Origin of the sequence: Pseudoflavonifractor sp. AF19-9AC, assembly GCF_003478995.1 — a bacterium.
In the GTDB taxonomy this organism is placed as follows: Bacteria; Bacillota; Clostridia; order Oscillospirales; family Oscillospiraceae; genus Lawsonibacter.
Genome location: NZ_QUGI01000010.1, coordinates 1 through 24,101, shown reverse-complemented (window position 1 = coordinate 24,101; position 24,101 = coordinate 1). Strand labels below are relative to the sequence as shown.

At 64.5% G+C, this 24,101-nt stretch carries 17 protein-coding genes; 13 read left to right on the top strand and 4 right to left on the bottom strand.

Annotated features, from left to right (window positions below):
• Positions 1-98: 98 nt before the first annotated feature.
• From DWX58_RS14330 to DWX58_RS14305, 6 genes are all read left to right on the top strand, one after another.
• The gene (locus tag DWX58_RS14330; RefSeq protein ID WP_118645057.1) at positions 99-596 is read left to right on the top strand and encodes an HD domain-containing protein; all 498 of its coding nucleotides are present in this window, start codon (positions 99-101) and stop codon (positions 594-596) included.
• Between the two features lie 199 nt (positions 597-795).
• A complete protein-coding gene (locus DWX58_RS14325) occupies positions 796-1,479 on the top strand; it encodes a DapH/DapD/GlmU-related protein (protein ID WP_243093537.1) in 684 nt (227 codons plus the stop codon).
• 126 nt (positions 1,480-1,605) lie between these two features.
• Entirely contained in the window at positions 1,606-2,589 is a 984-nt protein-coding gene (locus DWX58_RS14320; protein ID WP_118645051.1) for a ribose-phosphate pyrophosphokinase, read from the top strand.
• 74 nt (positions 2,590-2,663) lie between these two features.
• Positions 2,664-3,257, top strand: a complete 594-nt coding sequence (pth, locus tag DWX58_RS14315) for an aminoacyl-tRNA hydrolase (protein ID WP_118645048.1) — start codon at positions 2,664-2,666, stop codon at positions 3,255-3,257.
• 97 nt (positions 3,258-3,354) lie between these two features.
• On the top strand, positions 3,355-4,125 hold the full coding sequence (locus DWX58_RS14310) for a hypothetical protein (RefSeq protein WP_118645045.1): 771 nt from the start codon (positions 3,355-3,357) through the stop codon (positions 4,123-4,125).
• A 19-nt stretch (positions 4,126-4,144) separates the two neighbouring features.
• Positions 4,145-4,948 (top strand): hypothetical protein, encoded by an 804-nt coding sequence (locus DWX58_RS14305; protein ID WP_118645042.1) that lies wholly within the window; start codon positions 4,145-4,147, stop codon positions 4,946-4,948.
• A gap of 329 nt (positions 4,949-5,277) precedes the next feature.
• Here the strand turns inward: DWX58_RS14305 and DWX58_RS14300 are convergent, their stop codons facing one another.
• From DWX58_RS14300 to DWX58_RS14290, 3 genes are read right to left on the bottom strand one after another with little or no spacing between them, the layout of a single operon-like run.
• Entirely contained in the window at positions 5,278-5,829 is a 552-nt protein-coding gene (locus DWX58_RS14300) for a hypothetical protein (protein WP_118645039.1), read from the bottom strand.
• Positions 5,826-7,952: a M56 family metallopeptidase gene (locus DWX58_RS14295; RefSeq protein WP_118645036.1), complete on the bottom strand. Its 2,127-nt coding sequence runs from the start codon at positions 7,950-7,952 to the stop codon at positions 5,826-5,828. Before DWX58_RS14295 ends, DWX58_RS14300 begins: the two co-directional genes overlap by 4 nt.
• Positions 7,953-7,955: 3 nt before the next feature.
• Positions 7,956-8,318 carry a BlaI/MecI/CopY family transcriptional regulator gene (locus tag DWX58_RS14290; protein WP_118645033.1) on the bottom strand — a complete coding sequence of 121 codons (363 nt, stop codon included), beginning with the start codon at positions 8,316-8,318 and terminating at the stop codon, positions 7,956-7,958.
• A gap of 1,004 nt (positions 8,319-9,322) precedes the next feature.
• On the opposite strand from DWX58_RS14290, the gene mfd reads away from it, so the two are divergent.
• From mfd to DWX58_RS14255, 7 genes are all read left to right on the top strand, one after another.
• On the top strand, positions 9,323-12,835 hold the full coding sequence (gene mfd / locus DWX58_RS14285) for a transcription-repair coupling factor (RefSeq protein WP_347559183.1): 3,513 nt from the start codon (positions 9,323-9,325) through the stop codon (positions 12,833-12,835).
• 102 nt (positions 12,836-12,937) lie between these two features.
• Positions 12,938-14,095 carry a PLP-dependent aspartate aminotransferase family protein gene (locus DWX58_RS14280; protein ID WP_118645030.1) on the top strand — a complete coding sequence of 386 codons (1,158 nt, stop codon included), beginning with the start codon at positions 12,938-12,940 and terminating at the stop codon, positions 14,093-14,095.
• Between the two features lie 284 nt (positions 14,096-14,379).
• The gene (locus tag DWX58_RS14275; protein ID WP_199648859.1) at positions 14,380-15,678 is read left to right on the top strand and encodes a peptidylprolyl isomerase; all 1,299 of its coding nucleotides are present in this window, start codon (positions 14,380-14,382) and stop codon (positions 15,676-15,678) included.
• 941 nt (positions 15,679-16,619) lie between these two features.
• Positions 16,620-19,280: a cation-translocating P-type ATPase gene (locus DWX58_RS14270; protein ID WP_118645024.1), complete on the top strand. Its 2,661-nt coding sequence runs from the start codon at positions 16,620-16,622 to the stop codon at positions 19,278-19,280.
• Between the two features lie 762 nt (positions 19,281-20,042).
• Positions 20,043-21,545 carry a spore germination protein gene (locus DWX58_RS14265; RefSeq protein ID WP_118645021.1) on the top strand — a complete coding sequence of 501 codons (1,503 nt, stop codon included), beginning with the start codon at positions 20,043-20,045 and terminating at the stop codon, positions 21,543-21,545.
• The gene (locus tag DWX58_RS15940; protein ID WP_118645018.1) at positions 21,542-22,621 is read left to right on the top strand and encodes a Ger(x)C family spore germination C-terminal domain-containing protein; all 1,080 of its coding nucleotides are present in this window, start codon (positions 21,542-21,544) and stop codon (positions 22,619-22,621) included. The genes DWX58_RS14265 and DWX58_RS15940 overlap by 4 nt, the downstream gene beginning before the upstream one ends.
• A gap of 49 nt (positions 22,622-22,670) precedes the next feature.
• Entirely contained in the window at positions 22,671-23,780 is a 1,110-nt protein-coding gene (locus DWX58_RS14255) for a GerAB/ArcD/ProY family transporter (RefSeq protein ID WP_158579302.1), read from the top strand.
• Here the strand turns inward: DWX58_RS14255 and DWX58_RS15270 are convergent.
• Positions 23,777-24,101 (bottom strand): hypothetical protein (locus tag DWX58_RS15270; RefSeq protein ID WP_158579301.1); only part of this gene is annotated, 325 nt, incomplete at its 5' end. The two genes, DWX58_RS14255 and DWX58_RS15270, sit on opposite strands and share 4 nt — an antisense overlap.

Here is a 24,101-nt window from a genome sequence, read left to right as displayed (position 1 = left end):
TATCATAATCATAGAAGAAAAGCCCTTTTGGTTGCCGGTCCGGTTTCAGCCGGGGCGGGGACGTTCCCACCACACGTTTTGAGAAAGGACTGATTCCAATGAATCGTTTTATGCGGGAGTTTATTCAGACCACCGGTGAGCTGCTGGAAAGCGAGCAGGTGCGCATGATGGGCCGCTGGAACCACCACGGTCCCATCAGCACCCTGGACCATTCCCTGTTTGTGGCCTACCTGTCCTTCCGGGCGGCGCGGGCCCTGGGTCTGGACGAGCGTGCGGCCGCCCGTGGCGGGTTGCTCCATGACCTGTACCTCTACGACTCCAAGGACAAGTCCGCCCACCCCGGCTGGCAGTGCTTTGATCACCCCCGGGCCGCTGCCCGCAACGCCGAGCAGCTGACGGAGCTGTCCGACAAGGAGCGCAACATCATCCTGTCCCACATGTGGCCTCTGGGCGGGCCCTTGCCCCGCTCTCTGGAGGCCTGGCTGGTGGACCTGGTGGACACCATCTGTGCGGGTCTGGAGGTGTCGCGCATCTACCATCCCGCCCGGCTGCGCAAGCGTCTGGGCGTGCAGCCTCTGGCTGCGGTCCCCGGCTGAGATCTGTCCATTACCGCCCTGCAAAACCACGGGTTTGCGGGGCGGTATTTTTCGCCTCTGCCGCACATTGCCCAAAAATTGAGCAATCGGACCCAATTTAAAAAATTTTTTCTTGTCACCGCTGAAAATTACTGGTAATATGCTATAATGTCTTTGAGGGCGGCCGATGAGGCCGCGGACATTCAGGAGGTTTTTGCCTATGAAGGATTACACCGCTGCTTTTTCCGCCAAGCGGGAGCAGCTTCTTGCGGCAGGGGTGGAGATGATGGACCCCTCCTCCGTCTATGTAGAGGACACCGTCACCGTGGGCGCGGGCACGCTGCTGCTGCCCGGCACCATTCTCCGGGGGAACACCACCGTGGGCCCCAACTGCCAGATCGGCCCCAACGTGATGCTCACCGACTGTACCGTGGAGGAGGGCTGCACCATCAACGCCTCCCAGTGTGAGGAGAGCGTCATCCGCAAGGGCTGCCAGATCGGCCCCTACACCCACATCCGGCCCCACTGCGACGTGGGGGAGGGCTCCAAGATCGGCGCCTTTGTCCAGCTGAAGAACTGCAACCTGGGCAAGGGGACCAAGATGGCCCACCTCACCTACGTGGGCGACAGCGACGTGGGGGAGAACTGCAACTTCGGCTGCGGCACCGTCACCTGCAACTACGACGGGTTCAAGAAGTTCCGCACCACCATCGGCAACCACGTCTTTGTGGGCTGCAACACCAACTTTGTGCCTCCGGTGACCATCGGGGACGGGGCCTATATCGCCGCCGCCACCACCGTCACCCAGGATGTGCCCGCCGACGCCATGGTGATCGGCCGGCAGCGCCAGCAGGTGAAGGAAGGCTGGGCCGCCGCCAACCGGGAGAAGAAGGGCAAAAAGTAAGTCCGATTCACCGGCTGCGCCACGGCATCCGGTGTTTGTAAGCGCACCCTACAACGGAAAACTCGGGCCGGCCGGACTGCACAGAGTCCTGCCGCGCCCCAAGAAAAAAACGGGAGGATAAGATTCATGATCGCACACGGGAAGGATATCAAGGTATTTACCGGCAATTCCAATCCCCAGCTGGCCAAGGACATTTGTAAGGAACTGGGGATTCCCCTGGGCAACTCTGAGGTAGGAGCCTTCTCCGACGGAGAGAACTTCGCCTCCATCTACGAGACCGTCCGCGGTTCGGACGTATTTGTGGTGCAGTCCACCTGCTCCTTCGAGAAGGACGGCAAGCCCGGCACCGTGAACGACGCTCTCATGGAGCTGCTCATTATGATCGACGCTCTGCGCCGTGCCTCTGCCGGTCGAATCACCGCCGTGATTCCCTACTTCGGCTACGCCCGTCAGGACCGCAAGACCAAGCCCCGCGATCCCATCTCCGCCAAGCTGGTGGCTAACCTCATCACCACCGCCGGCGCCGACCGGGTGCTGACCATGGATCTCCACGCCAACCAGATCCAGGGCTTCTTCGACATCCCGGTGGACAACCTGCTGGGCTCTCCCATCTTTGTGGACCACTTCGTGAAGAAGTACGCCGACTGCCACGATGAGACCATGGTGGTGTCCCCCGACGTGGGCAGCGTGGCCCGCGCCCGCGCCTTTGCCCAGAAGCTGAGCATGCCTCTGGCCATTGTGGATAAGCGCCGCCAGAAGGCCAATTCCTCCGAGGTTATGAACATCATCGGCGATGTGAAGGACAAGCACGTCATCCTTCTGGACGACATGGTGGACACCGGCGGATCCCTGTGCCACGCCGCCAAGGCCCTGGTGGAGATCGGCGGCGCCAAGGACGTCACCGCCTGCGCCAGCCACGGCGTCCTCTCCGGCCCCGCCGTCCAGCGCATCACCGACAGCGTGCTGGACGAGGTCATTTTCCTCAACACCATTCCCCCCAAGTCCGGCGTGCGCTGCGACAAGATCAAGTATATCTCCGTGGCTCACCTCTTCGCCGAGGCCATCAGCCACATCTACATGGAGACCTCCGTGTCTCCTCTGTTCCTGTAAATCAAACAAGAGACCAAACGGCAGGGGCGGGCATAGGATGCCCGCCCCCCTTTGTATGTAAGTGAGGCAAGTGTATGTTTTTCAAGCGTGATTCCGGCGGGGCCTCCTGGCTGCTGGTGTGCCTGGGCAACCCCGGGGACAAGTACGAGAATACCCGCCACAACGTGGGCTTCATGGTGGCCGACGAGGTGGCCGAGCGGCAGCACGCCCCCATCCAGAAGCTGAAGTTCAAGGCGCTCACCAACCTTTTCACCATTTCCGGGGAAAAGGTGCTGGTGATGAAGCCGGTGACCTATATGAACCTGTCGGGGGAGGCGGTGCGCCCGGCGGCGGACTTCTATAAAATTCCCCCGGAGCATGTCCTGGTGGTCTCCGACGACACCGCCCTGGCGGTGGGCAAGCTGCGCATCCGCAAGGGCGGCTCCGCCGGGGGGCACAACGGCCTGAAGAGCATCATCCAGCACCTGGGCACCGACCAGTTCCCCCGCCTGCGGGTGGGAGTGGGGGAGAAGCCCCACCCCGACTACGACATGGCCGACTGGGTGCTGGGCCACTTCCAGGGGGAGGACAAGAAGGCCATGGACGCCGCGGTGAAGCGGGCGGCGGACGCCATTGAGTGTCTGCTGAAGGAGGGCCCCGACCGGGCCATGAATAAGTTCAACGGCTGAGGGGCCGCCTAAGAAAAATTTAAGAAAAACCCACCGCCCATTTTAAAGTTTGTGTGCTATTCTGGCTCCAAAGTATGGTAAGCTGGAGGAGACTGGCATGAAAACACTGAAAAAGCTGCTGCTCACCAAGGCCCGGGTGCTGTTCTGGCTGTGGTGCCTGCCGGGAATGGTGTGGCTGATCTGGATGAGTGCCACCCGTCCCGACCTGGAGGTGGCGCCCCTTTTCCTGTTTACGGTGTGGGTGCTGCTGGGCTTTTGGGGCATCAACCTCTCCGCCGGTCTGCTGCGCCGCCCCGCCCTCCAGGTCCTGGACGAGGACTGTGACCCCGAGCCCCTGCTGGAGCTGTGCCAGGCGGTCATCCGCCAGAACCGTCAGGTGGTGTCCTACCGGGTGCTGGAGGCCTGGGCCCTCACCCTGCTGGGCCGGGATAAGGAGGCCCTGGCCTCCGCCAATCTGGTGGAGGGACGGTGGAAGCTCAAGCGGTCGGCGGCCCTGGTACTCACCTGGTGCGCCGTGCTGCCCCCGGACGACCCCCGGCGGGAGAAGACCCTGAAGCACATGTCCAAGGGGCTGTTTGTGCGCAGGAAGTTCCGCCGGGCGGCCAAAGAGATGCTGGAGTGGAGCGAGACGGTGTCCAAGCTGGGGGAGAGCGCCCCGGAGCTGGAGCCCATCCTGCTGGAGCGGCTGGAGGCGGCCCGGTGTACCCGGGACCAGGTGACCGCCCATATGGCCCTGGGGGTGTATTACTGCCAGCGGGGGCAGATGGACAAGGCCCAGGAGCATCTGGGCTTTGTGGCGGCCCACGGAGGCAAGCTGGACATCCGCGCGGATGCGGAGCGGCTGCTGTGCCGTCTGCCCGTCCACTGAAACAAAGGGAGGAAGGACCATGTCCTGGCTGCTGAAGTATTACAAAGGGATTTACATCGTCCTGGTGGCGGTGGGCGTGCTGTGCACGTACCTGTCCCTGTGGGGCACCGCCGTTGCCACCGGATACTTTATTCTGGTGCTGGCCAGCCTGGTGCTGGGCAGCCGGTGGCTGTCCCAGGCAGTCAGCCGGGGGATCGTGGAGTTTTACCGGGACTGCGACCCGGAGCCCATGCTGGAAAACTGTGACCGGCTGCTGGCGGGGGCGGAGGATGGCCGGAGCGGCTATCTGCTGACCCTGCGCTGCAACCGGATTTCCGCTCTGCTGGCCCTGGGCCGGCGGGAGGAGGCCCGGGCGGAGCTGGACCGCTTGGCCGACGAGCTGCCCCGGGAGAAGGCCTCCACCACCGCCGTCACCCTGCGGTGGGAGCGGGCGGAGCTGAACCTGGAGGAGGAGCGCCTCCAGGGCATGGAGGGGGAGCTGGATGCCATCTCCGCCCTGGCCCAGAAGGTGCGGGTGCCCAGCCTATTCGGGGGTGTGACCTTCCCGGAGCTGATGGACTGGCACGTGGAGCGGGGGCGCTGTCTGCTTCTGCTGCGCACCGCCGGGCCGGTGCTGGAGCTGCTGCCCCGGCTGAAGGAGCTTCTGGAAAAGGCGCCCTGCACCCTCTATCAGGTCCGGGTCATGATGGACATAGGCGAGTACCACCTGGCCCGGGGCGAGACGGACCAGGCTCTGTCCTGCCTGCGGCTGGTGGCCGAGAAGGCCCCCAAGCTGGCCATGGGCGCCCGGGCAGCAAACAAGCTCAGCCACATGGGCGGCTGATCCCCTCTCCGCTTTCTTGAAAGAAAGCTTGGCAAAGAACGTTGTGCGAAGCTGCGCTTCGCCTCTGCGCCCGTAAGAAAACATTCAGGCAGGAGTGACGTTGTTCGTCGCTCCTGCCTGTTTTTTTGTCCTCTTTTGGGGATGTACCGTGTGCACCCGTCCAGGTTTGCACCCGGCCTGTTGCCCTCCGTAGGGGCCGGTCCCAAACCGGCCCGCGTACAGGTCACCGTTCCTTTGTAGGGGCGGATGTCCTCATCCGCCCGCTCTGCCACCTCGTGTGGCGCACCCGAGAGCAGTTCGGGGCCAGCCCTCGCCTCTTTGTATGGGGATTATTCGGCGGGGGAGAGGGACTTGGAGAGCCCCCAAAGCTGCACCAGAAGGTAAATGTAGGCGCACAGCCCCACCACCAGCATCACCACCGCCAGCGCAGGCAGGCGGAACAGCAGGTCGTAGCAGTAGAGCAGGGTGGTGATCACCACCATCACCGTCCGGGCGGAGCGCAGCTTGTGTCCGTGCTCGCCACCGGGCAGGGCTTCGTCCGCCAGGGCGGCCAGATCGGTGAGGAACTGGAAGTGGGTGTAGAGGGTCACCAGTCCCACCAGCAGAGAGATGAGGCCGGGAATCTGTCCCTCCAGGGTGGGGAAGAACTGCTGCACGTTCCACACCGCCAGCACCAGGCAGAAGGAGCGGAGGAGCCCCAGGGAGGGGCGCAGCGCCTTGCCCTCCCGGCACACCCGGGCCAGCAGCCACCAGCCCACGGTATTGGGCAGGAACTGGAGAGCAAAGACGTGGTTAAAGGTGAAATTGATGTTCAGCAGCACGAAGAAATAGCCCCAGAAGGCCCGACGGGCCAGGGGGTAGAGCTGCTCCTGCATGGTCATGGGGTTTCCTCCTCTCCGGGCAGCGTGTAGCTGCCTCCATCCGGGGTGGTGTAGGTTTTGGTCAGGGTGATGGTCTGCTCCTCGCCGCCGTCCACCGCCAGGGTGACCTGGAAGGCGTCCGGGCCCAGGAAGTAGGGGAGATCGTCCCCCAGCGAGCCGCTGGCGCTGCTGCCGCCCTCGACACCCTGGCGCAGGTCACCCGCCTCCAGAGCCATGTATTGATACATGGGGTCCACGGACATGGTCTGGGGGGCGGGCCGGGCCTCCAGGGTGCCCGAATTGTTCCACAGGGGGTCGGCCCACAGCTTCACCGGGCGTACCTGGTCCCCAGTGTTCTCCACCGTCCAGTACAGGCCTTCTGTGATGGAATAGAAATTGCAGCCCGGCATGGGACCCTCGGGAGGAGAGTCGGGCGAGGAGTCGTAGATGGACCAGGACCAGGCGGACTCAGCCCAGGTGCGCAGTTCATACTTTCCCACCAGGCCCTCGCCCGTCTCCAGCAGGTGGGCGGGGGAGATGCTGACCTTCACGCCGTCCAGCTCACCCACCCAGGTCACCGGGCCGAAAAACTCGCCCTGCCGGTTGCTGAGAGGGGCAAATTCCACCTCGCCCTGGGTCTCGGCCAACAGGTGGACGGTCCAGTGCCTTCCGTGGGGACGCACCTGCACCGTGTGGCACAGGTATTCCACTGGCCAATCCTCTCCGTCCTCCGGGAGGGGGCGGTCCTCCGCAATGAGTACCGACTCGTCCACATCCCGGTACCACAGCACCTGGCACAGGTAGCCCCCCGCCCCGTCGGACACCAGTCCACGGAACTGGGGACCGGTGGACCACCAGTTGTGGGAGGGGAAGGCGGTGTCCATCATCTCCTGGTAGGACATGCTGTTTAAATCCAGGCCGTATTGGATGGGGTTCTCCCACTCCTCCAGCACCTGGGGCATCTCCTCGGAGGGCCGCACCATGGCCTGGCACATAAGGGCGGTCTCCCGGTCGTCCCACCACAGCAGCAGCCCCTTGCCGTAGGCGTCCAGGGCCCCGGCCACGGTGGTGGCCCGGTGGAGCTGTCCGGTGGCCAGGGCCTGGGCGGTGGACCGGGGGGCGTTTAAATTCAGCTCCACATTGGCAAAGGAGCTCTCCATCAGGGCCTGTACCGGGGCGCCCGCCACCAGTGCCAGGGCCAGGGCGAAGGTGATGCAGCCGGAAGCCAGGGCCATCCCCTGGGGGTAGCGCTTGAAGCGGGCGATGGCCTCGATCCGGGCCTTCACCCCCCGGGCACCGTTGGCCATGGTGGTGGCCCCGGGGATGCGCACCGCCTTGTCGTCGGCCATGGCCAGCAGACAGCGGCCGTAGTCCCGGCGATCCTCGCCCTCCAGCCGCTCCAGCACACGCTGGTCGCACAGGGCCTCCCGGTCCTCGCCCATCTTGTCAAAGGCGTACCACAGCACCGGGTTCCACCAGTGGAGGCACCGGAACAGGGTAACCACCCACCCGGCCAGCACGTCGTGATGCTTCAGATGGAGCAGTTCGTGGAGGATGACCTTTTCCTCCAGCTCCCAGCCCATGGGCAGTACCAGAGTGGGGCGCAGCACCCCCATGAGGAAGGGGCCGTGGTCCCATTTGCACTCCACAACCCGGCGGGGGAGGGGGAGCTGGTACTGTTCCGCCACCCGGCGGACGGCCTCCAGCCGTGGCCCGGACACGGGCACCCCCGTACCCACCCGCCGGTGGAGGCGGAAGGCGCACAGACCAAACCAGATGGCCCAGGCCAGCGCCCCCGCCAGATAGACCACAAACAGCCAGTCGGTCACCGATTGAGGGGCGGTGATAGGGGGGATGGGCCAGGGAGCGGAGGGCAGAGAGCTGATCCAGGGGGAGGCGTAGGCGGAGGAGAGATGGAGCTCCGCCTGCACCCGGCCCTGTTCCACAAAGGGCCACAGATCCAGCACCGTGGTGCGCGCGCCGATGCCCGCTGGGACCAGCAGACGGAGCAGCAGTACTGCCCACACTCCGTACTGCCACCGGGGGGAGAGCTTATCCAGAAAAATGCGCTGCAAGATGAGCAGGAACAGGGCCACCAGCCCGGCGGCCACCCCCTGCTGAAGCACAGCCCAGATGTTGTTCATGGATTACACCTCCATCTCGTCCAGCAGGCGCTTGAGCTCCTCCCGCTCCTCCGGCGTCAGGGCGCCGGAGCGGATGAAGGCGGCCACCAGCTTGCCCGCCGAGCCCCCGTAGGCCCGGTCCACCAGGGTGCGCTCCTCCTTTTCCACGCAGTCCGCCCGGCTGAGGGCGGCCCGGTAGTGCTTGGGGGTCTGGCCCTGGGCCTCCACCAGGCCCTTGGACATCATCCGGGTGAGGTAGGTGTGTACCGTGGTGCGGCTCCAGCCCGTCTCCGGGCACAGGCGCTCCATCACTTGGCCCAGAGTTTGGGCCCCGCCTGCCCACAGGGCGTCCATTACCTTCCATTCGCTGTCGGTCAGGTGTGCCATGGCTATCCCTCCTACAAATGTAGAATCCTTAAGACCATACTACATATGTAGAATGGATTTGTCAAGAGAATTCCAACGAAGGGAAATATTTCGCCTGCGGGAGGGGGAGGGATGGTTTCGCCCTCCGGGGCGACCTACTTTGCCCATGTCGGCAAAGTAGGCAAAGCGCCACCGGGGGATGGCGTCTGGAAAAACACTCCGTGTTTTTATGCCGCCTCCCCCGGACCCCCATTGATTTTACGGGGGAGCCATCAAGAAAGGATGAAATACCTTGCCGGCGCGGGAAAGGCCTAGAATGCGTGTCTATGCGCCAACCGCTGCCGCTAAGGAGTGATTGAATAACCACCTACTCCTACAAGGGGCATCGCGCCTGCCCTTCAGCCCTCGCGGAAGGGCTCAGGTGGACGGCTCCGTCGCCGGGACGTGCGCGGGATTGCCGGAACCGCGCCGCAAAATGTACCCGCGTTCCGATGCTGCACTTGGTGGCGTGTCTCGTCACCTTCCTCTTTCGATTTTCCGCTGAACCGTTTAGGGCATCTCCATCCCCTGGGGGGTACATCCAATAGGGGGCCGCAATGGGGGCCCAATGGAAACCCAGCGAAGCGGGTTCCATTGGGAGAGGACGAGCGACGGAATGAGTGAGCCTTGTCCTTTAGGGCAAGGCGAAGGATATGCAGTCCGCGAGGACGAGATTGGTCGTTTCAAGGAGAGGGGATTTCAAAGGGAAGGGGGAAATCGAAATCCCCCTTCCCCTAGACGGATCTTTGGTGACTTTCTGTCCGCACAGAAAGTCACTCGCCCGCAGGCGAAACATCCTATCCCCCGTCCCGCCCGCAGGCGAAATCATGCCACCCCCCGTCCACAGGTGAAATATCCCCCAGCCCCCATCTTTCGCCTTGACGGCGGGGAATGGTTGGGGTAAACTGAACCATACTACAAAAGAAATTACCCCCCATGCCAAGGGCGTGGGGGGCATTGCCGCGTTGTGCCGGGAGGGATTTCGTATGATGCAGCTATTGACGGGGGCGCTGAACCGCCTGGAGGAATTCAAACAGCTCACCGCCGCCTTGGAGGCGGGCCGCAGCCCTGTGGCCCTGTCCGGGGCAGCGGCGGTCCACCGCGCCCACATCGCCGCCGCCATCGGCCTCAATACCCACCGTCCGGTGGTGCTGGTGTGCGCCGACGAGGCGGAGGGCGACCGCCTGGCCCGGGACGTGGCCGCCTTCGCCGGGGGCGAGGTCCCCGTCCTCACCCCCCGGTCCTTCACCTTCCACAACGCGGCCACCGTCTCCCGCCAGTGGGAGCACCGCCGCCTGGCCCTCATGGACAAGATGAGCCGGGGGGAGCTGCCCTTTGTGGTGGCCACGGTGGAGGCCCTCCTCCAGCGCACCCTGTCCCCCCAGGTGCTGGATCAGTGCCGCCTGGAGCTGAAGGTAGGGGGGAGCTACGACTTAAATGAGCTCTCCGAGACCCTCACCGCCGCCGGCTACACCCGCTGCGACCAGGTGGAGGGCGTGGGCCAGTTCGCCCTCCGGGGCGGCATCCTGGACGTGTACGCCCCCGGCATGGACCAGCCCGTGCGTGTGGAGTTCTTCGGGGACGAGGTGGACGCCATGGGCTCCTTCGACCTGTCCACCCAGCGGCGCACGGAGAATATAGAGAAGGCCATCCTGCTGCCCGCCGCCGAGGTTCTGCCCCAGATGGCCCCCGGAGGGGTGGCCGGCCTGTGTGGAAAGCTGCAGAAGCTGGCGGCCAAGGCCCTCAGCCAGGGGAACAAGGACCTGAACGCCACCCTGGAGCAGGACCGGGAGGCCCTCATGGAGGGACGGTCCTTCCCGGCGGTGGACCGGTACCTGGCCCTCATCTACCCGGAGCTTGCCACGGCGGCGGACTTCCTGCCCGGGGACGCCTGCGTGGTGTTCACCGAGTGCGTCCGGGTGGCCGACCGGGCCAAGACCTACCAGTGGCAGATGGAGGAGGACGTCAAGACCCTGCTGGAGCGGGGCGAGCTGGACGGCAGCTGCGGTGAGCTCTCCCACACCTTCTCCTCCCTGTGCCGCCGCCTGGAGGATTGGGCCCTGGTGTTCCTGGACTCCTTCACCACCTCCGCCTACCCCACACCGCCCAGGGCCCTGCTGTCCATCACCGCCAAGCAGCTGCCCTCCTTCGGGGCCAGCCTGGAGACGGCAGTGCAGGATCTGAACCACTACCAGAACCTGGGCTTCTCCTCCCTGGTGCTGGTGTCCGGCGAGCAGCGGGCCCTGGATCTCCAGGCCCTGCTGCGGGAGCAGAAGGTGCGCTCGGCGGTGGAGTTTAAGCTCCGGGAGCTGCCCCGCCCGGGCCAGACCATCATCACCGTGGGCGGCCTGTCCGGGGGCATGGAGTACCCCCAGATGCAGCTGGCCGTCCTCACCGAGGGCTCCGGCGTCCCCGCCCGCAAGCCCCGGGCGCGGAAGGACGCCACCAACCGCCAGAAGCTCAAATCCTACGCCGACCTGTCCCCCGGGGACCTGGTGGTCCACGAGCACCACGGCGTGGGCCGCTACGTGGGCATGGTGAAGATGCCGGTGGACGGCATTGAGAAGGACTATGTGAAGCTGCAGTACGCGGGCACCGACGTGCTGTACGTCCCGGCCACCCAGCTGGACCTCATCTCCAAGTATATCGGCGGCGGCGAGGACGCCAACGAGACAAGGAAGCTCAACCGCCTGGGCGGCGGGGAGTGGGAGAAGGCCAAGACCCGGGCCAAGAAGGCGGTGCAGGACCTGGCCAAGGGGCTCATCCAGCTCTACGCCCAGCGACAGCGCCAGCCGGGCTTTGCCTTTTCCCCCGACTCCCCCTGGCAGCGGGAGTTCGAGGAGCAGTTTGAGTACACCGAGACCGACGACCAGCTGCGGTGCATCGGGGAGATCAAGCGGGACATGGAGTCCGCCACCCCCATGGACCGTCTGCTGTGCGGCGACGTGGGCTACGGCAAGACGGAAGTGGCCTTCCGGGCCATGATGAAGTGCGTCCTGGACGGCAAGCAGGCCGCCGTGCTGGTACCCACCACCGTTTTAGCCCGGCAGCACTATTTAAACGCCCTGCGCCGGTTCCAGAAGTACCCGGTGACCATCGACGTGGTCTCCCGCTTCCGCACCCCCGCCCAGATGAAGGAGACCCTGCGGAAGGTGGAGGAGGGGCAGGTGGACATCCTCATCGGCACCCACCGCCTTTTCAATAAGGACGTGAAGTTTAAAGATTTGGGCCTTTTGGTGGTGGACGAGGAGCAGCGCTTCGGCGTGCAGCACAAGGAGAAGCTGAAGGAGACCTTCCGTCAGGTAGACGTCCTCACCCTGTCCGCCACCCCCATTCCCCGGACGCTGAACATGGCCCTCTCGGGTATCCGGGACATGTCCACCCTGGAGGAGCCCCCCGCCGACCGCCAGCCGGTGCAGACCTACGTGCTGGAGCACGACTGGGGAGTGCTCACCGACGCCATGCGCCGGGAGCTGGAGCGGGGCGGCCAGGTCTATTACCTCCACAACCGGGTGGAGACCATCGACCGCACCGCCGCCCGCCTCCAGACCATGCTGGGGGAGCAGGCCCTCATCGGGGTGGCCCACGGCCGCATGTCCCAGGAGGCCATCGACGAGGTGATGAGCCAGATGACCGACGGGGAGCTCAATGTGCTGGTGTGCACCACCATCATTGAGACGGGCATCGACCTGCCCAACGCCAACACTCTGGTCATTGAGGACGCGGACAAGATGGGCCTGGCCCAGCTCCACCAGATTCGGGGCCGGGTGGGCCGGTCCAACCGCCGGGCCTTCGCCTACCTCACCTACCGCCGGGGCAAGGTGCTCTCGGAGACGGCGGCCAAGCGCCTGGAGGCCATCCGGGAGTTTGCCGAGTTCGGCTCCGGCTTTAAAATCGCCATGCGGGACCTGGAAATCCGGGGCGCGGGCAACGTGCTGGGCCCGGAGCAGAGCGGCTTCATGCTCTCGGTGGGCTATGATATGTATTTGAAGCTTCTGGAGGAGGCGGTCTTGAAGGAGCAGGGCCAGCCCCTGCCCAAGAGCACCCAGTGCGCCGCCAACCTCACCGTGGCCGCCTCGGTGCCCGACCGGTATGTGTCCTCTCCCGAGCAGCGTATGGACCTCTACCGCCGCATCGCCGCCCTGCGCAGCGAGGCGGACGCCGACGACCTGGTGGATGAGCTCATTGACCGCTACGGCGAGCCGCCCCGGACGGTGAATAACCTCATCTCCGTGGCTCTCCTGCGGGCGGACGCCGCCAAGGCGGACATCACCGACATCGACCAGAAGAACGGCTGCCTGCTCTTCACCCTGGCCCAGTTCGACCTGCGCCAGGTCTCTGCCCTGTGCGGCGGGGAGAAGTACAAGGGGCGGCTCCTGTTCTCCGCCGGGGAGAAGCCCTACCTGTCCTTGAAACTCAAAAAAGGGGAAGATGTATTGCGGGCTGCCCGGGCTCTGGTGGCCGATTACTCGGCGGGCCTGGAGGAGGCGGGGGCATAACGCCTTCGTCTGTTTCCACAAAAAAGCGCCCTATTTTTCTCTGTTGACACACCCCACGGCCTTGGGGTTATCCTATGACTACACACTGGAGGAGGAAATGCTATGGAACGAGAAGAATTATCCCATCTGGCTTTTGAAACCCAGATCATCCACGCCGGCCATTCCTTTGATCCCACCACCAACGCCCTGGCCAGCCCCATCTACCAGACGGCCACCTTCGGCTTTGAGACGGTGGAGGACATGGACGCGGCCTGGGATAAGCTGGGCTATCTCTACACCCGGGAGGGCAATCCCACCCTCATCGCCCTGGAGGAGAAGCTGGCGGCCCTGGAGGGCGGCGAGGCAGCGGTGACCGCGGCCTCCGGCATCGGAGCCATCACCTCGGCTCTGTACGCCATCCTGGAGAAGGGGGGCCACCTGCTGTGCGCCAAGGGCCTCTTTTTCCACAGCAACATTCTCATGAACGACTTCCTCAGCAAGCTGGGGGTGGACGTGTCCTTTGCTGACTTCCAGGACCTGGAGGACGTGAAGCGGAACCTGAAGCCCAACACCAAGCTGCTGTTTTTGGAGACGCCCACCAACCCCAAGCTGGGCGTGGTGGACGTGCGGGCGGTGTCCGCTCTGGCCAAGGAGCATGGCTGTCTCCTGATGGTGGACAGCACCTTTGCGCCCCCGCCCATCCAGCGGGCGCTGGAGCTGGGGGCCGACCTGGTGGTCCACAGCCTCACCAAGTACATCAACGGCCACGGCGACGCCCTGGGCGGCGGCGTCATCGGCCCCAAGCACCTCATTGAGAAGATCAAGTACCCCTCCATGCCCTGCTTTACCGGTGCGGCCCTGTCCCCCTTCAACGCCTGGCTCATCATGCGGGGCATGGCCACTCTGGACCTGCGGGTGCGCCGCCACTGCGAAAACGCCCTGGCCATCGCCAAATTCCTCCAGTCCTCTCCCTATGTGGAGAAGGTCATCTACCCGGCCCTGCCCGGAGACGCGGGCTATGAGCTGTGCCAGAAGCAGATGAACGGCCTGGGCGGCGGCATTGTGGCCGTGTGGCTGAAGGAGGAAGTGAAGGGCCTGGCCCGCCGGGCGGCGGATTACAAGCTGTGCAACAACACCAAGGTCATCACCATCGCCACCAGCCTGGGCGAGGCCAACACCCTCATCCAGGTGGAGAACGACGACATGATCCGCATCGCCGTGGGCCTGGAGAATGCCGCCGACCTCATTGAGGACCTGCGCCAGGCGCTGGAGGCCATCTAAGGAGCGGTCCACCGGCGAAGCTCCGCCCACGAGTGCGGGGAGACGACGGAACACAAAGAGAACAAAGTCGAAGCCGGGGGCGGGAAACGGTTTTCCTTGCCCCCGGTTCTCTTTTATGCTATGATGTTGCCTGGAACTTTAAAAAAGCTTTGGGCGGTTTTGGGCGGCGCGGCGGAGCCGGACTGTATGTGTTCTGCTGCTGCCCGGCCGAAGAACAAACTGTGGGGAACGAAACCGGGATCGCCGGACGCCCCGAGGAAAGGAACTGCAACGCGATGAAGAAGATGAAACGAATTGGGGCCCTGGCTCTGGCTCTGGCCCTGTCCGCTGGGCTGCTGTCCGGCTGCTCCAAGGGGGAGAACGGCTCCGCCTCCTCCGCCGGAACCTCTGCCTCCGGCTCTCAGGCTCCCGCGGTGGACCTGGCCACCGTCAGCGACATCTATGAGTATGCCGCGGGCATGCCCGGCGACACGGTGGTGGCCAAGGTGGGGGAGTGGGACATTACCGCCGACAGTCTGCTGTACTGGCTCAACTACAATGCGGAGTACGCCGCGCAGATGGGCATGACCGACATCCCCTGGGACAGCGAGATGAGCGAGGGCAAGACCATTGAGCAGGGCATGCTGGAGAGCGCCCTGGAGCTGGCTGCCGCCTATCGCGTGGTCTATGAGCAGGCGCTGAAGGAAGGCGTGGGCCTGCCCGAAAACGCCCAGTCCGAGCTGGATGCCTACATGAAGGAGCTGGCCACGGAGCTGGGCGGCGAGGATGTGGTGGAGCACTACTTCTGGATGAGCATGACCACCAAGAACCTCTTTGAGCAGCTCTATCTCAGCAGCAACTACGACGTGAAGCTGCAGGAGAAGTACTACGGTCCCGACAGCGGCAGCTATCCCACCGACGCCGAGGTGCTGTCCTATGCCCAGGATGATCTGGGCTATTACCGGGCCAAGCACATCCTGCTGCTGACCAAGGATATGGAGAAGCCCATCAAGAACGAGGAGGGCGTGGCCACCGGGGAGTATGAGCCCCTGGACGACGCCACCATCGCCGAGAAGAAGGCTAAGGCTGACGAGCTGCTGGCTCAGCTGCGGGTGGCGGACGACCCCGTGGCCCTCTTTGACGAGCTTATGAACGAGTACAGCGAGGACACCGGCCTTGCCACCAACCCCGACGGCTACACCACCCAGAAGGGGCAGATGGTGTCTGAGTTTGAGGACACTGCCCTGGCTCTGAAGGACGGGGAGATCAGCGACGTGGTGGAGAGCACCTTCGGCTATCACATCATTCTCCGCCTGCCTCTGGACCCGGAGGACTACCGCGCGGACCTGATTGCCCAGCGGATGCAGGAGACCCGGGAGCAGTGGATGGAGGACTACGGCGTCACCACCACCGAGGCCTATGACAAGATTGACCCCTCTGAATTCCGTGCCAAAGCCCAGGAGATCCAGAACGCGGCCTACCAGGAGATTGCCGCCATCCAGAAGGCCAAGGAGGAGGCGGAGGGCTCTGACAGCTCCGCTTCCGGCAGCGGTGCTTCCTCCTCCGGTGCTTCCTCTGCCTCCGGCTCCGGCAGCGCCAACTAACCCCCCGCTTTCTTGAAAGAAAGCTTGGCAAAGAACTTTTTGCGAAGCTGCGCTTCGCCTCTGCGCCCGTAAGGACACGATCCGGTGGGAGTGACGGTTTTCGTCGCTCCCACCGGTTTTTGTTTTACGGTGTTAATTTTCGTGGGGGCGGATAGGATCCGTCGGATTTGTCAGGCTGCAGAAGGGGGCTTGATGATTTCGCCTTTTGGGCGAGTTCCTTTTGCAGCGGTGCAAAAGGAACCAAAAGACCGCCGGGGGACGGCGTCTGGAAAAACACTTCGTGTTTTTATGCCGCCTCCCCCGGACCCCCTGATATGTTTACGGGGGAGCCACCAAGAAGAGGGAAAAAATCCAACCGGCGCGGGAAAAGCCCAGGATTGGTGTCTAAGCGCCGACCGCTGCCGCTAAGGGGTGGTTGAATGGCCTCCTGCTTCTACAAGAGACAACGCGCCTGCCTTTCTGCCCTCGCGAGAGGACTCAGGTGTACGGTTCCGTTGACGCAGCGTGCGCAGGATTGGCGGAACGGTGCGATATGACGCACCTGCGTTCCGGTGCTGTACCCGCCAGCGCCGCTTGTTACCGGTCTTTTTCGATTTTCCGCTGAACGGTTCAGGGCATTTCCAATCCCCGGGGGTACATCCAATAGGGGGCCGACTCCCCCTGTCAGGGGGAGATGTCGAGCGAAGCGAGACAGAGGGGGTAGGGACCCGCAGTCCCCCCTGTGCTTGGTCGTTTCAAGGGGATAGGGGATCTAGGGGAAGGGGGGAATCGAAATCCCCCCTCCCCCAGACAGTTCTTTGGTAACTTTCTGTCTGCACAGAAAGTTACTCGCCCGCAGGCGAAATATCTTTATTATTTTCTAACCTCCCAGGATTCCCCAAAAAACAGGACAGGCTCCGGGCTATACTCACCATAAGCGAAGGAAAAGGAGCGTGACAGCCATGGGAGGATGGCACAGCCGGCCAGCGGCTCAAATTATGAAGGAATTGAACACCTCGCCCCAGGGGTTGACGGCGGGGGAGGCGGCCCGACGCCTGGAACATAACGGCCCCAACGAGCTCCAGCCGCCCCAGCGTCCCTCGCTGCTCGCCCGTATCTGGGGGCAGCTGAAGGATCCCATGATTCTGGTGCTGCTGGCGGCGGCAGGGCTTTCCCTGTGGGCCAGCGGGGGGGAGGACTGGCTGGACGGGGCCATTATTCTGGTCATTGTGGTGGTGAACGCGGTCATCTCCATTACCCAGGAGGACCACGCCCACCAGGCCCTGGAGGAACTGCGGCGGATGTCGGCGCCCCAGGCCAAGGCCCTGCGGGACGGCGCACCCCGGCAGGTGCCCGCCGCTGCCCTGGTACCAGGGGATGTGATTTTGCTGGAGGCGGGGGACCTGGTGCCTGCCGATGCCCGGGTGCTGGAGTGCAGCCGTCTCCAGACCGACGAGAGCGTCATGACGGGGGAGTCGGTGCCGGTGGAGAAGGAGGCCCGGGAGGCCCTGCCGGAGGACACGCCCCTGGGGGATCGGGTGAACCTGCTCCTGTCGGGCACCCTGGTGACGGCGGGGCGGTGTACCGCCCTGGTGGTGGACACCGGAATGGAGACCCAGATGGGACATATTGCCGGGCTGCTGCTGGAGCACAAGGAGGGGGATACCCCGCTGCAGCGGAAAATGGGGGAGATCTCCAAGTCCCTGTCCTTCCTCTGCCTGTCCGCCTGCGCCATTATGTTCGGCATCGGGCTCATCCAGGGGAAGAATTTGCTGGATATGTTCCTGACGGCGGTGTCTCTGGCGGTGGCCGCCATCCCCGAGGGCCTGCCCGCCATTGTTACCATCGTGTTGGCTCTGGGGGTGCAGCGGCTGGCGGCCCGGGGGGCCATTGTGAAGAAGCTGCCCGCCGTGGAGACCCTGGGTTGTGCCAGCGTCATCTGCTCGGACAAGACGGGTACCCTCACCCAGAACAAGATGACGGCGCAGTCCATCTGGACGCCGCCCCGGGGTCGGCGTCGGGAGGCCCTGGAGGCGGGGACGCTGTGCTCCGATGCCCGGCTGGAGTGGCATGCGGGTGCCCCCACTGCCCAGGGAGACCCCACCGAGGCGGCCCTGGTGGTGGCCGCTGCCCGGGAGGGGCTGGACCAGCGCCGCCTGCTGGAGGACCACCCCCGAAAGGGGGACATTCCTTTCGACTCCCGGCGCAAGCTCATGTCCACCCTCCACCAGAACCCGGCGGGGGGCTGGACCCTCTATGTGAAGGGAGCCCCGGACATTCTGCTGGGGCGGTGCGTGGCCGGACCCTCCGGGCCCCTCACCCCCGCCCAGCGGCGGCAGGCGGAGGTGGCCAACGAGGCCATGGCCTCCCAGGCTCTGCGGGTTATGGCGGTGGCCCGGCGGGAGCTGTCCGCTCCGCCCGCCCGGCTGGAGCCGGAGGAGATGGAGCGGGAGCTCACCTTCCTGGGACTGTTCGGGCTCATGGACCCGCCCCGGCGGGAGGTGAAAAGCGCCGTGGCTAAGTGCCATCTGGCCGGGGTGCGGCCGGTAATGATCACCGGGGACCACCGGGCTACCGCCTGTGCCGTGGCACGGGAGCTGAACATTCTGGGCCCTGAGGACTGGACGGTGACGGGGGCGGAGCTGGACTTCATGCCCCAGGAGATGCTGGAGCAGGATATTGAGAAGTTTGCCGTCTTCGCCCGGGTGTCCCCGGAGCACAAAATGCGCATTGTCCAGGCCTGGCAGAAGAAGGGCCACGTGGTGGCCATGACGGGGGACGGGGTGAATGATGCGCCCGCACTGAAGGCGGCGGACATCGGCTGTGCCATGGGCCGCACGGGCACTGACGTGGCCAAGGGGGCCGCCCACATGATTCTCACCGACGACAACTTCTCCACCATTGTTTCCGCCATCGAGGAGGGCCGGGGCATCTACTCCAACATTAAAAAGGCCATCCACTACTTACTTTCCTGCAACATCGGGGAGATTTTCACCATCTTTACCGCCACCCTCCTGGACCTGGGGCAGATGCCCTTGGTGCCGGTGCAGCTGCTGTGGCTCAATTTGGTCACCGACTCTCTGCCCGCCCTGGCTCTGGGGGTGGAGCCGGTGGAGGAGGGCGTCATGGAGGAGAAGCCCCGGGACGCCCGGGCGGGACTCTTTGATCGGAGGTTTTCCTTCCGTTTGGGCTGGCAGGGACTGATGGTGGGCGCGCTCACCCTGGCGGCCTACTTTTTGGGGCTGCGAGTGCTGGGGGAGCCGGGACAGGAGGGGGCGGCGGCCAACACCATGGCATTTGCCACCCTTACCCTCAGCCAGCTCTTCCACGCCTATAACGTGCGCAGTGAGAACCGCTCCCTCTTTGCTCAGGGGGTGCTGTCCAACCCGGCCATGAACCGGGCCTTCCTGGTGGGCCTGGGGCTTCAGCTGGCGGTGCTGCTGCTGCCGCCGCTCCAGGGCGTGTTTTCCGTCATCCCCATGAGCGGAAGTCAGTGGCTGGCGGTGCTGGCCCTGGCCGCTGCGCCCATTCCCATCTGTGAGACGGCCAAGGCCCTCTCCCGCCGGGACGAGAGCCAGCTGGAGGAAGCGGAGAAGGAGCGGGACGATCTCCCTGTGGGATAAGGGGTGCGGCAGAATGTGACACCTCCCTATTTCGAGACGGCCATTATGCTGAGAAATATAAGGATTTCGCCTGCGGGCGAGGAGGGGTGATTTCGCCCTACGGGGCGACCTACTTTGCCCATGTCGGCAAAGTAGGCAAAGCGCCACCGGGGGACGGCGTCTCGAAAAACACTCCGTGTTTTTATGCCGCCTGCCCCCGGACCCCCTTTGATTTTACGGAGGAGCCACCAAGAAGGTGGAAAAATCCAACCGGCGCGGGAAAAGGCCAGGATGCGTGTCTGTGCGCCGACCGCTGCCGCTAAGAGGTGGTTAAATGACCACCTACTTCTACAAGAGGCAACGCGCCTGCCTTTCAGCCCTCGCGGGAGGGCTCAGGTGGACGGCTCCGCCGCCGGGACGTACACTGGATTGGCGGAAAAGTGCTGTGAGACGCACCTGCGTTCCAGTGCTGCACTGATCAGCGCGTCTTGTCACCTGCTTTGGGAGCTCGTCGCTGGTTCTTTCAGGGCACCGCCAGCCCCCAGGGGGTACATCCAATAGGGGGCCGAGGCCCCCTGATTGGTCGTTTTAAAGAGAGAGGATTTCAAAGGAGAGAGGGAAATCGAAATCCCTCTCCCCTTTGACAGCTCTTTGGTGACTTTCTGTCTGTACAGAAAGTCACTCGCCCAGAGGCGAAACATTCTTTTTCGTATATAACCTGGGCCTGTTTGGTATAAAGTCCCTCCTTTCCGGCAAACTAAGCCGGAAAGGAGGGACTTTGCCATGCCCCATCGAGACGGCGGTCCCCACCCCCGGAAGGACCCCCGCTATGACATGCCCCTGTCCCTGGAGAACCTGGAGGAGGTATTCTCCGGCTGTGTGGACTACATGGAGCGGCGGGTGTACCTCAACGGGGACCGGGAGCGGACCACCACGGTGTGCTATCTTCTGGGCATGACCCGGAACGAGCGGGTCAGCGACTACATTCTCCGTCCCCTGGCCCAGGACCCGGCGCTGAGCCGGGTGCCCGAGGGGGAGCTCTTTTCCCACCTCCAGTACGGGGCGCTCTATAACCTAGCCGCCCTGCGGCGGGACAAGCTGGACGACGTGGTGAACGACCTCATCTTAGGCTCCTGCGCCCTGTTTTTCCCCGGGCGGCAGGACGTGCTCACCTTCCCGGTGCCCACCGAGGAGAAGCGGGGGGTGGGGGAGCCGGACAACGAGCCCGCCCTGAAGGGCAGCCGGGAGTCCTTTGTGGAGTCCATCCGCACCAACACCGCCATGGTCCGGCGGCATCTGAAGGCCCCGGACCTGAAAATCAGGGAGCACATTGTGGGCCGGCAGTCCCGGACCATGGTGGATGTGCTGTATCTGGAGGGCATCGCCGACCCGGAGACGGTGGAGCGGGTGGAGAGCCGCCTGGACGAGCTGGACATCGACGGGGTGGAGGCCGCGGGCAACCTGGAGGAGTACCTCACCGGAAATCTGGCCACCCCCTTTCCCACCATGGCCTTCACCCAGCGGCCCGACCGGCTGTGCCAGGCCCTGCTGGAGGGGCGGGTGGGGCTGATGGCCGACGGCCTGCCTCTGGCCTGGATGGCCCCGGGGACCATCGACCAGTTCTTCAGGACCAGCCAGGACCGGGCCTACCACTGGCTGGCAGCCTCCGCCCTCAGCCTCATCCGCTACCTCTGCGCCGCCCTGACCCTGCTGCTGCCCGGGCTCTATATCGCCCTTGTGACCTTCCACCCCGAGGCCATCCCCTCCAAGCTGGCCCTGTCCATTGTGGCGGCCAAGCAGGAGGTGCCCTTCTCCACTGTCTTTGAGGTGCTCATCATGCTCCTGGCCTTCGAGGTCATCCAGGAGGCGGGGCTGCGCCTGCCCGGTCCCATCGGGGCCACCGTATCCATTCTGGGCGGTCTGGTGGTGGGCAACGCGGCGGTGGAGGCCCACATCGTGTCCCCGGCGGTGCTCATCGCCGTGGCCATCGCCGGGGTGGCGGGGTACACCCAGCCCTCCCAGGACTTCGGCAACGCCCTGCGGCTGTGGCGCTTTCTTCTGGCCATTCTGGCCAGCCTGGGGGGACTCTTTGCCCTGGCCCTGGGCTGCGCCGCCCTCATCTACCACCTGGCGGGGCTGGAGACCTTCGGGGTGCCCTATCTGGCCCCCTTCACCACCGGCAGCCAGAACCTGCGGGGTCATCCCAGCCTCATCCGCCTCCCCCTGCCCCTGCTGAAGTGGCGGGACGGGGCGGTGCACACCAAAAACCGGAGGAATCAGAAATGAGACGCACGCTGCCCCTTTTGGCCGCCCTGGCCCTGCTGCTCACGGGCTGCTCCGGCCTGCCCCGTCCCCGGGAGATGGGGGACATGGCCCTGCTGCGCACCATGGGGGTGGACCTGGGGGAGGAGGGGCTGTCCGTCACCGTTTCCACCGGCCCCCGGGCCAAGGGGCTCCAGGGGGAGGGGGAGAGCGCCCTGGTACTCTCCGCCCAGGGGGAATCCCTCAGTGATGCCGCCCTCACCCTCCAGTCCCTCAGCGACAGCTATGTGTTCTTCGGATATGTGGACCAGCTGCTGCTGGGGGAGGAGCTGGCCGGAGCGGGGGTGACCCAGGTGCTGGACTATTTCGCCCGGGACGTGGAGCTGGGCCTGGGGGCGCAACTCTGGGTGGTGCGGGACGCCTCCGCCCAGCAGGCGGTGGAGGCCGGTGGTGACCAGGGTGTGGAGGGCCGCCTGTCCACCCTGCGCTTGGACGGAGAGATGGGCATTGCCGCCCTGGCCCGCACCGCCGGGGAGGTCTATACCGACCTGCTGGAGCAGGGGTCGGCCTATCTCCCCGCCCTGCGGCCGGGAACGGAGGAGCAGGCGGTGCTGCTGGAGGCGGGCTACGCTGTTTTAAAGGGGGACACCCTGGCGGGCTTTCTGGACGGGGATGGGGCCCGGGGTCTGGAGCTGCTGGTGGGGAAGCCCTCCTCAGACATTATCCCGGTGGAACTGGAAGGGGAGACGGTGTATGTGCGCATCACCGGCGGAGATACCACCTGCCGCCTGGAGACGGAGGGAGGACAGGTCACCGGTCTGACGGTAGCCTGCCGGGTGACCGCCCAGCTGGCGGAGTACCGCACCCAGCCCAACCGGAATCAGCTCCAGACTGTGGAAGAGGAGCTGACGCGGGTGGAGACCGCCCGGCTTACCCGGGCGCTCACCCAGCTCCGGGCCTGGGGGGCGGACTGCGCGGGACTTGGCGTGCGCAGTGCCCTGTCCGCACCGGAGGCCTGGCGGCAGGTGAAGGGGAACTGGTCGGAGTGGTTTGCAAGTTTGGCGCCCAACCTGGAGGTGCAGGTGGACATTCAGGACTGACTCTCTCTTTATATATAGTATGCGGGAAACGCAGAGGAGGAATTGCGGCGTGAAACGGGATACCATTTCCCATACCCAGCTCACCGCCCTGGTGTGGGCGGGGGTGCTGGCCCCGGCGGCGGAGCTTCTGCCCGCGGTTACCCTGCCCCTGGCGGGCAAGGGGGCCTGGCTGGCTCCTGCGGCGGCCATCCCGTTGGTGCTGCTGGGGGGCTGGCTGCTGGGCAGTCTGTCCCGGGGCCGGGGGCTGGCGGGTTCCATACGGGATGTATTGGGTCCGGTGGCCGGACGGGGCGTGCTCCTCATCTATATGGTGTGGGCCCTGGTGCTGCTGGCACTGCGGCTGCGGCTGTGCGCCCAGCGGCTGCTGTCCGCCGGGCTGAGGGACGGTACCATGTGGTTTTTCCTGCTGGCGGTGGCGGGAATGGCCCTGTGGATGGGGCAGGGCAAGCTGTCCGCCTTCGCCCGGGCGGGCCAGCTCTTTCTGGCCCTCCTGCTGGCCACGGCGGGCGTGGTGTTGGTTCTGGCCCTGGTGCGGGCCCGGCCCGAGCTGGTTCTTCCTTTATGGAGAGAGGACGTGGTCCCGGTGCTCACCTCCGCTCTGCCCGCCGCTGGGGCCCTGGGCTGGGGACTCTTTGGGGCCTTTCTCACCGGCTCGGTGTCCGGGAGCGGGAAAAAGGGGGGCTGGCACTGGCTCTTCTGGGGCCTGGGGGGCTGCCTGCTTCTTACCCTGGCCCAGTGGACCATTCTGGGCAACTTGGGCCCCGCCCTGGCCGGGCGGCTGGACAACCCCTTCTTTGCCCTGGCCAAGAGCGTGGGGGTGGAGGGCGCCTTTCAGCGGGTGGAGAGTGTGGTGATCGCCCTCTGGACCTGTGCCGACCTCACTCTGTGTGTTCTGCTTCTCTTTGCCCTGCGGGCCATGGCAGTGGAGCTGAGCCCCAAAATACAGGAGAAGCCGGTGGCCGCCGGAGCCGCCCTGGTGGGGGCTGCCGCCGCTCTGGCCGCTTTTTCCCGGGGCGAGGCGGAGTACTGGAGCCGGGTTATTGTGCCTGCCGGCAACCTGATTCTGGCTTTGGGCGTGCCTGCGCTCCTGCTTCTCTTGAAAACCCTTTGGCAGAGGGGACGGAAGGGGGACACATCTTGTGGTGAATCGCCGCCTTAGAGGGGCAGATATTGTTGTGGAGAAAAAGGTGCAAAAAAGCCCGAAAAAACTTGAAAAAAGGTGTTGACAAAGGAGGAATGTTCTGGTAGTATAGGCAAGCGCTCCAACGAGGGGCACTCACCGAGACCGGTCAGCACAAACGAGTTTGAAAAAGCTCGAAAAAAGTGCTTGACAAACGGAATCGAGTGTGGTATCCTAATCGAGTCGCTTGCGAGAGCGACAGCGCGATACAGCAAAGTTTCTGCTGAAAGAACTTCAAAAAGTTTTGAAAAACTTGAAAAAAGTTCTTGACAAGCGAAATGAGCTGTGATAAAATAAACG

What these genes read in the sequence shown, in the direction of transcription:
- DWX58_RS14330 (WP_118645057.1), top strand. Translation starts at nt 99, where the DNA reads ATGAATCGTTTTATGCGGGAGTTTATTCAGACCACCGGTGAGCTGCTG.
- DWX58_RS14325 (WP_243093537.1), top strand. Translation starts at nt 796, where the DNA reads ATGAAGGATTACACCGCTGCTTTTTCCGCCAAGCGGGAGCAGCTTCTT.
- DWX58_RS14320 (WP_118645051.1), top strand. Translation starts at nt 1,606, where the DNA reads ATGATCGCACACGGGAAGGATATCAAGGTATTTACCGGCAATTCCAAT.
- pth (WP_118645048.1), top strand. Translation starts at nt 2,664, where the DNA reads ATGTTTTTCAAGCGTGATTCCGGCGGGGCCTCCTGGCTGCTGGTGTGC.
- DWX58_RS14310 (WP_118645045.1), top strand. Translation starts at nt 3,355, where the DNA reads ATGAAAACACTGAAAAAGCTGCTGCTCACCAAGGCCCGGGTGCTGTTC.
- DWX58_RS14305 (WP_118645042.1), top strand. Translation starts at nt 4,145, where the DNA reads ATGTCCTGGCTGCTGAAGTATTACAAAGGGATTTACATCGTCCTGGTG.
- DWX58_RS14300 (WP_118645039.1), bottom strand. Translation starts at nt 5,829, where the DNA reads ATGACCATGCAGGAGCAGCTCTACCCCCTGGCCCGTCGGGCCTTCTGG.
- DWX58_RS14295 (WP_118645036.1), bottom strand. Translation starts at nt 7,952, where the DNA reads ATGAACAACATCTGGGCTGTGCTTCAGCAGGGGGTGGCCGCCGGGCTG.
- DWX58_RS14290 (WP_118645033.1), bottom strand. Translation starts at nt 8,318, where the DNA reads ATGGCACACCTGACCGACAGCGAATGGAAGGTAATGGACGCCCTGTGG.
- mfd (WP_347559183.1), top strand. Translation starts at nt 9,323, where the DNA reads ATGATGCAGCTATTGACGGGGGCGCTGAACCGCCTGGAGGAATTCAAA.
- DWX58_RS14280 (WP_118645030.1), top strand. Translation starts at nt 12,938, where the DNA reads ATGGAACGAGAAGAATTATCCCATCTGGCTTTTGAAACCCAGATCATC.
- DWX58_RS14275 (WP_199648859.1), top strand. Translation starts at nt 14,380, where the DNA reads ATGAAACGAATTGGGGCCCTGGCTCTGGCTCTGGCCCTGTCCGCTGGG.
- DWX58_RS14270 (WP_118645024.1), top strand. Translation starts at nt 16,620, where the DNA reads ATGGGAGGATGGCACAGCCGGCCAGCGGCTCAAATTATGAAGGAATTG.
- DWX58_RS14265 (WP_118645021.1), top strand. Translation starts at nt 20,043, where the DNA reads ATGCCCCATCGAGACGGCGGTCCCCACCCCCGGAAGGACCCCCGCTAT.
- DWX58_RS15940 (WP_118645018.1), top strand. Translation starts at nt 21,542, where the DNA reads ATGAGACGCACGCTGCCCCTTTTGGCCGCCCTGGCCCTGCTGCTCACG.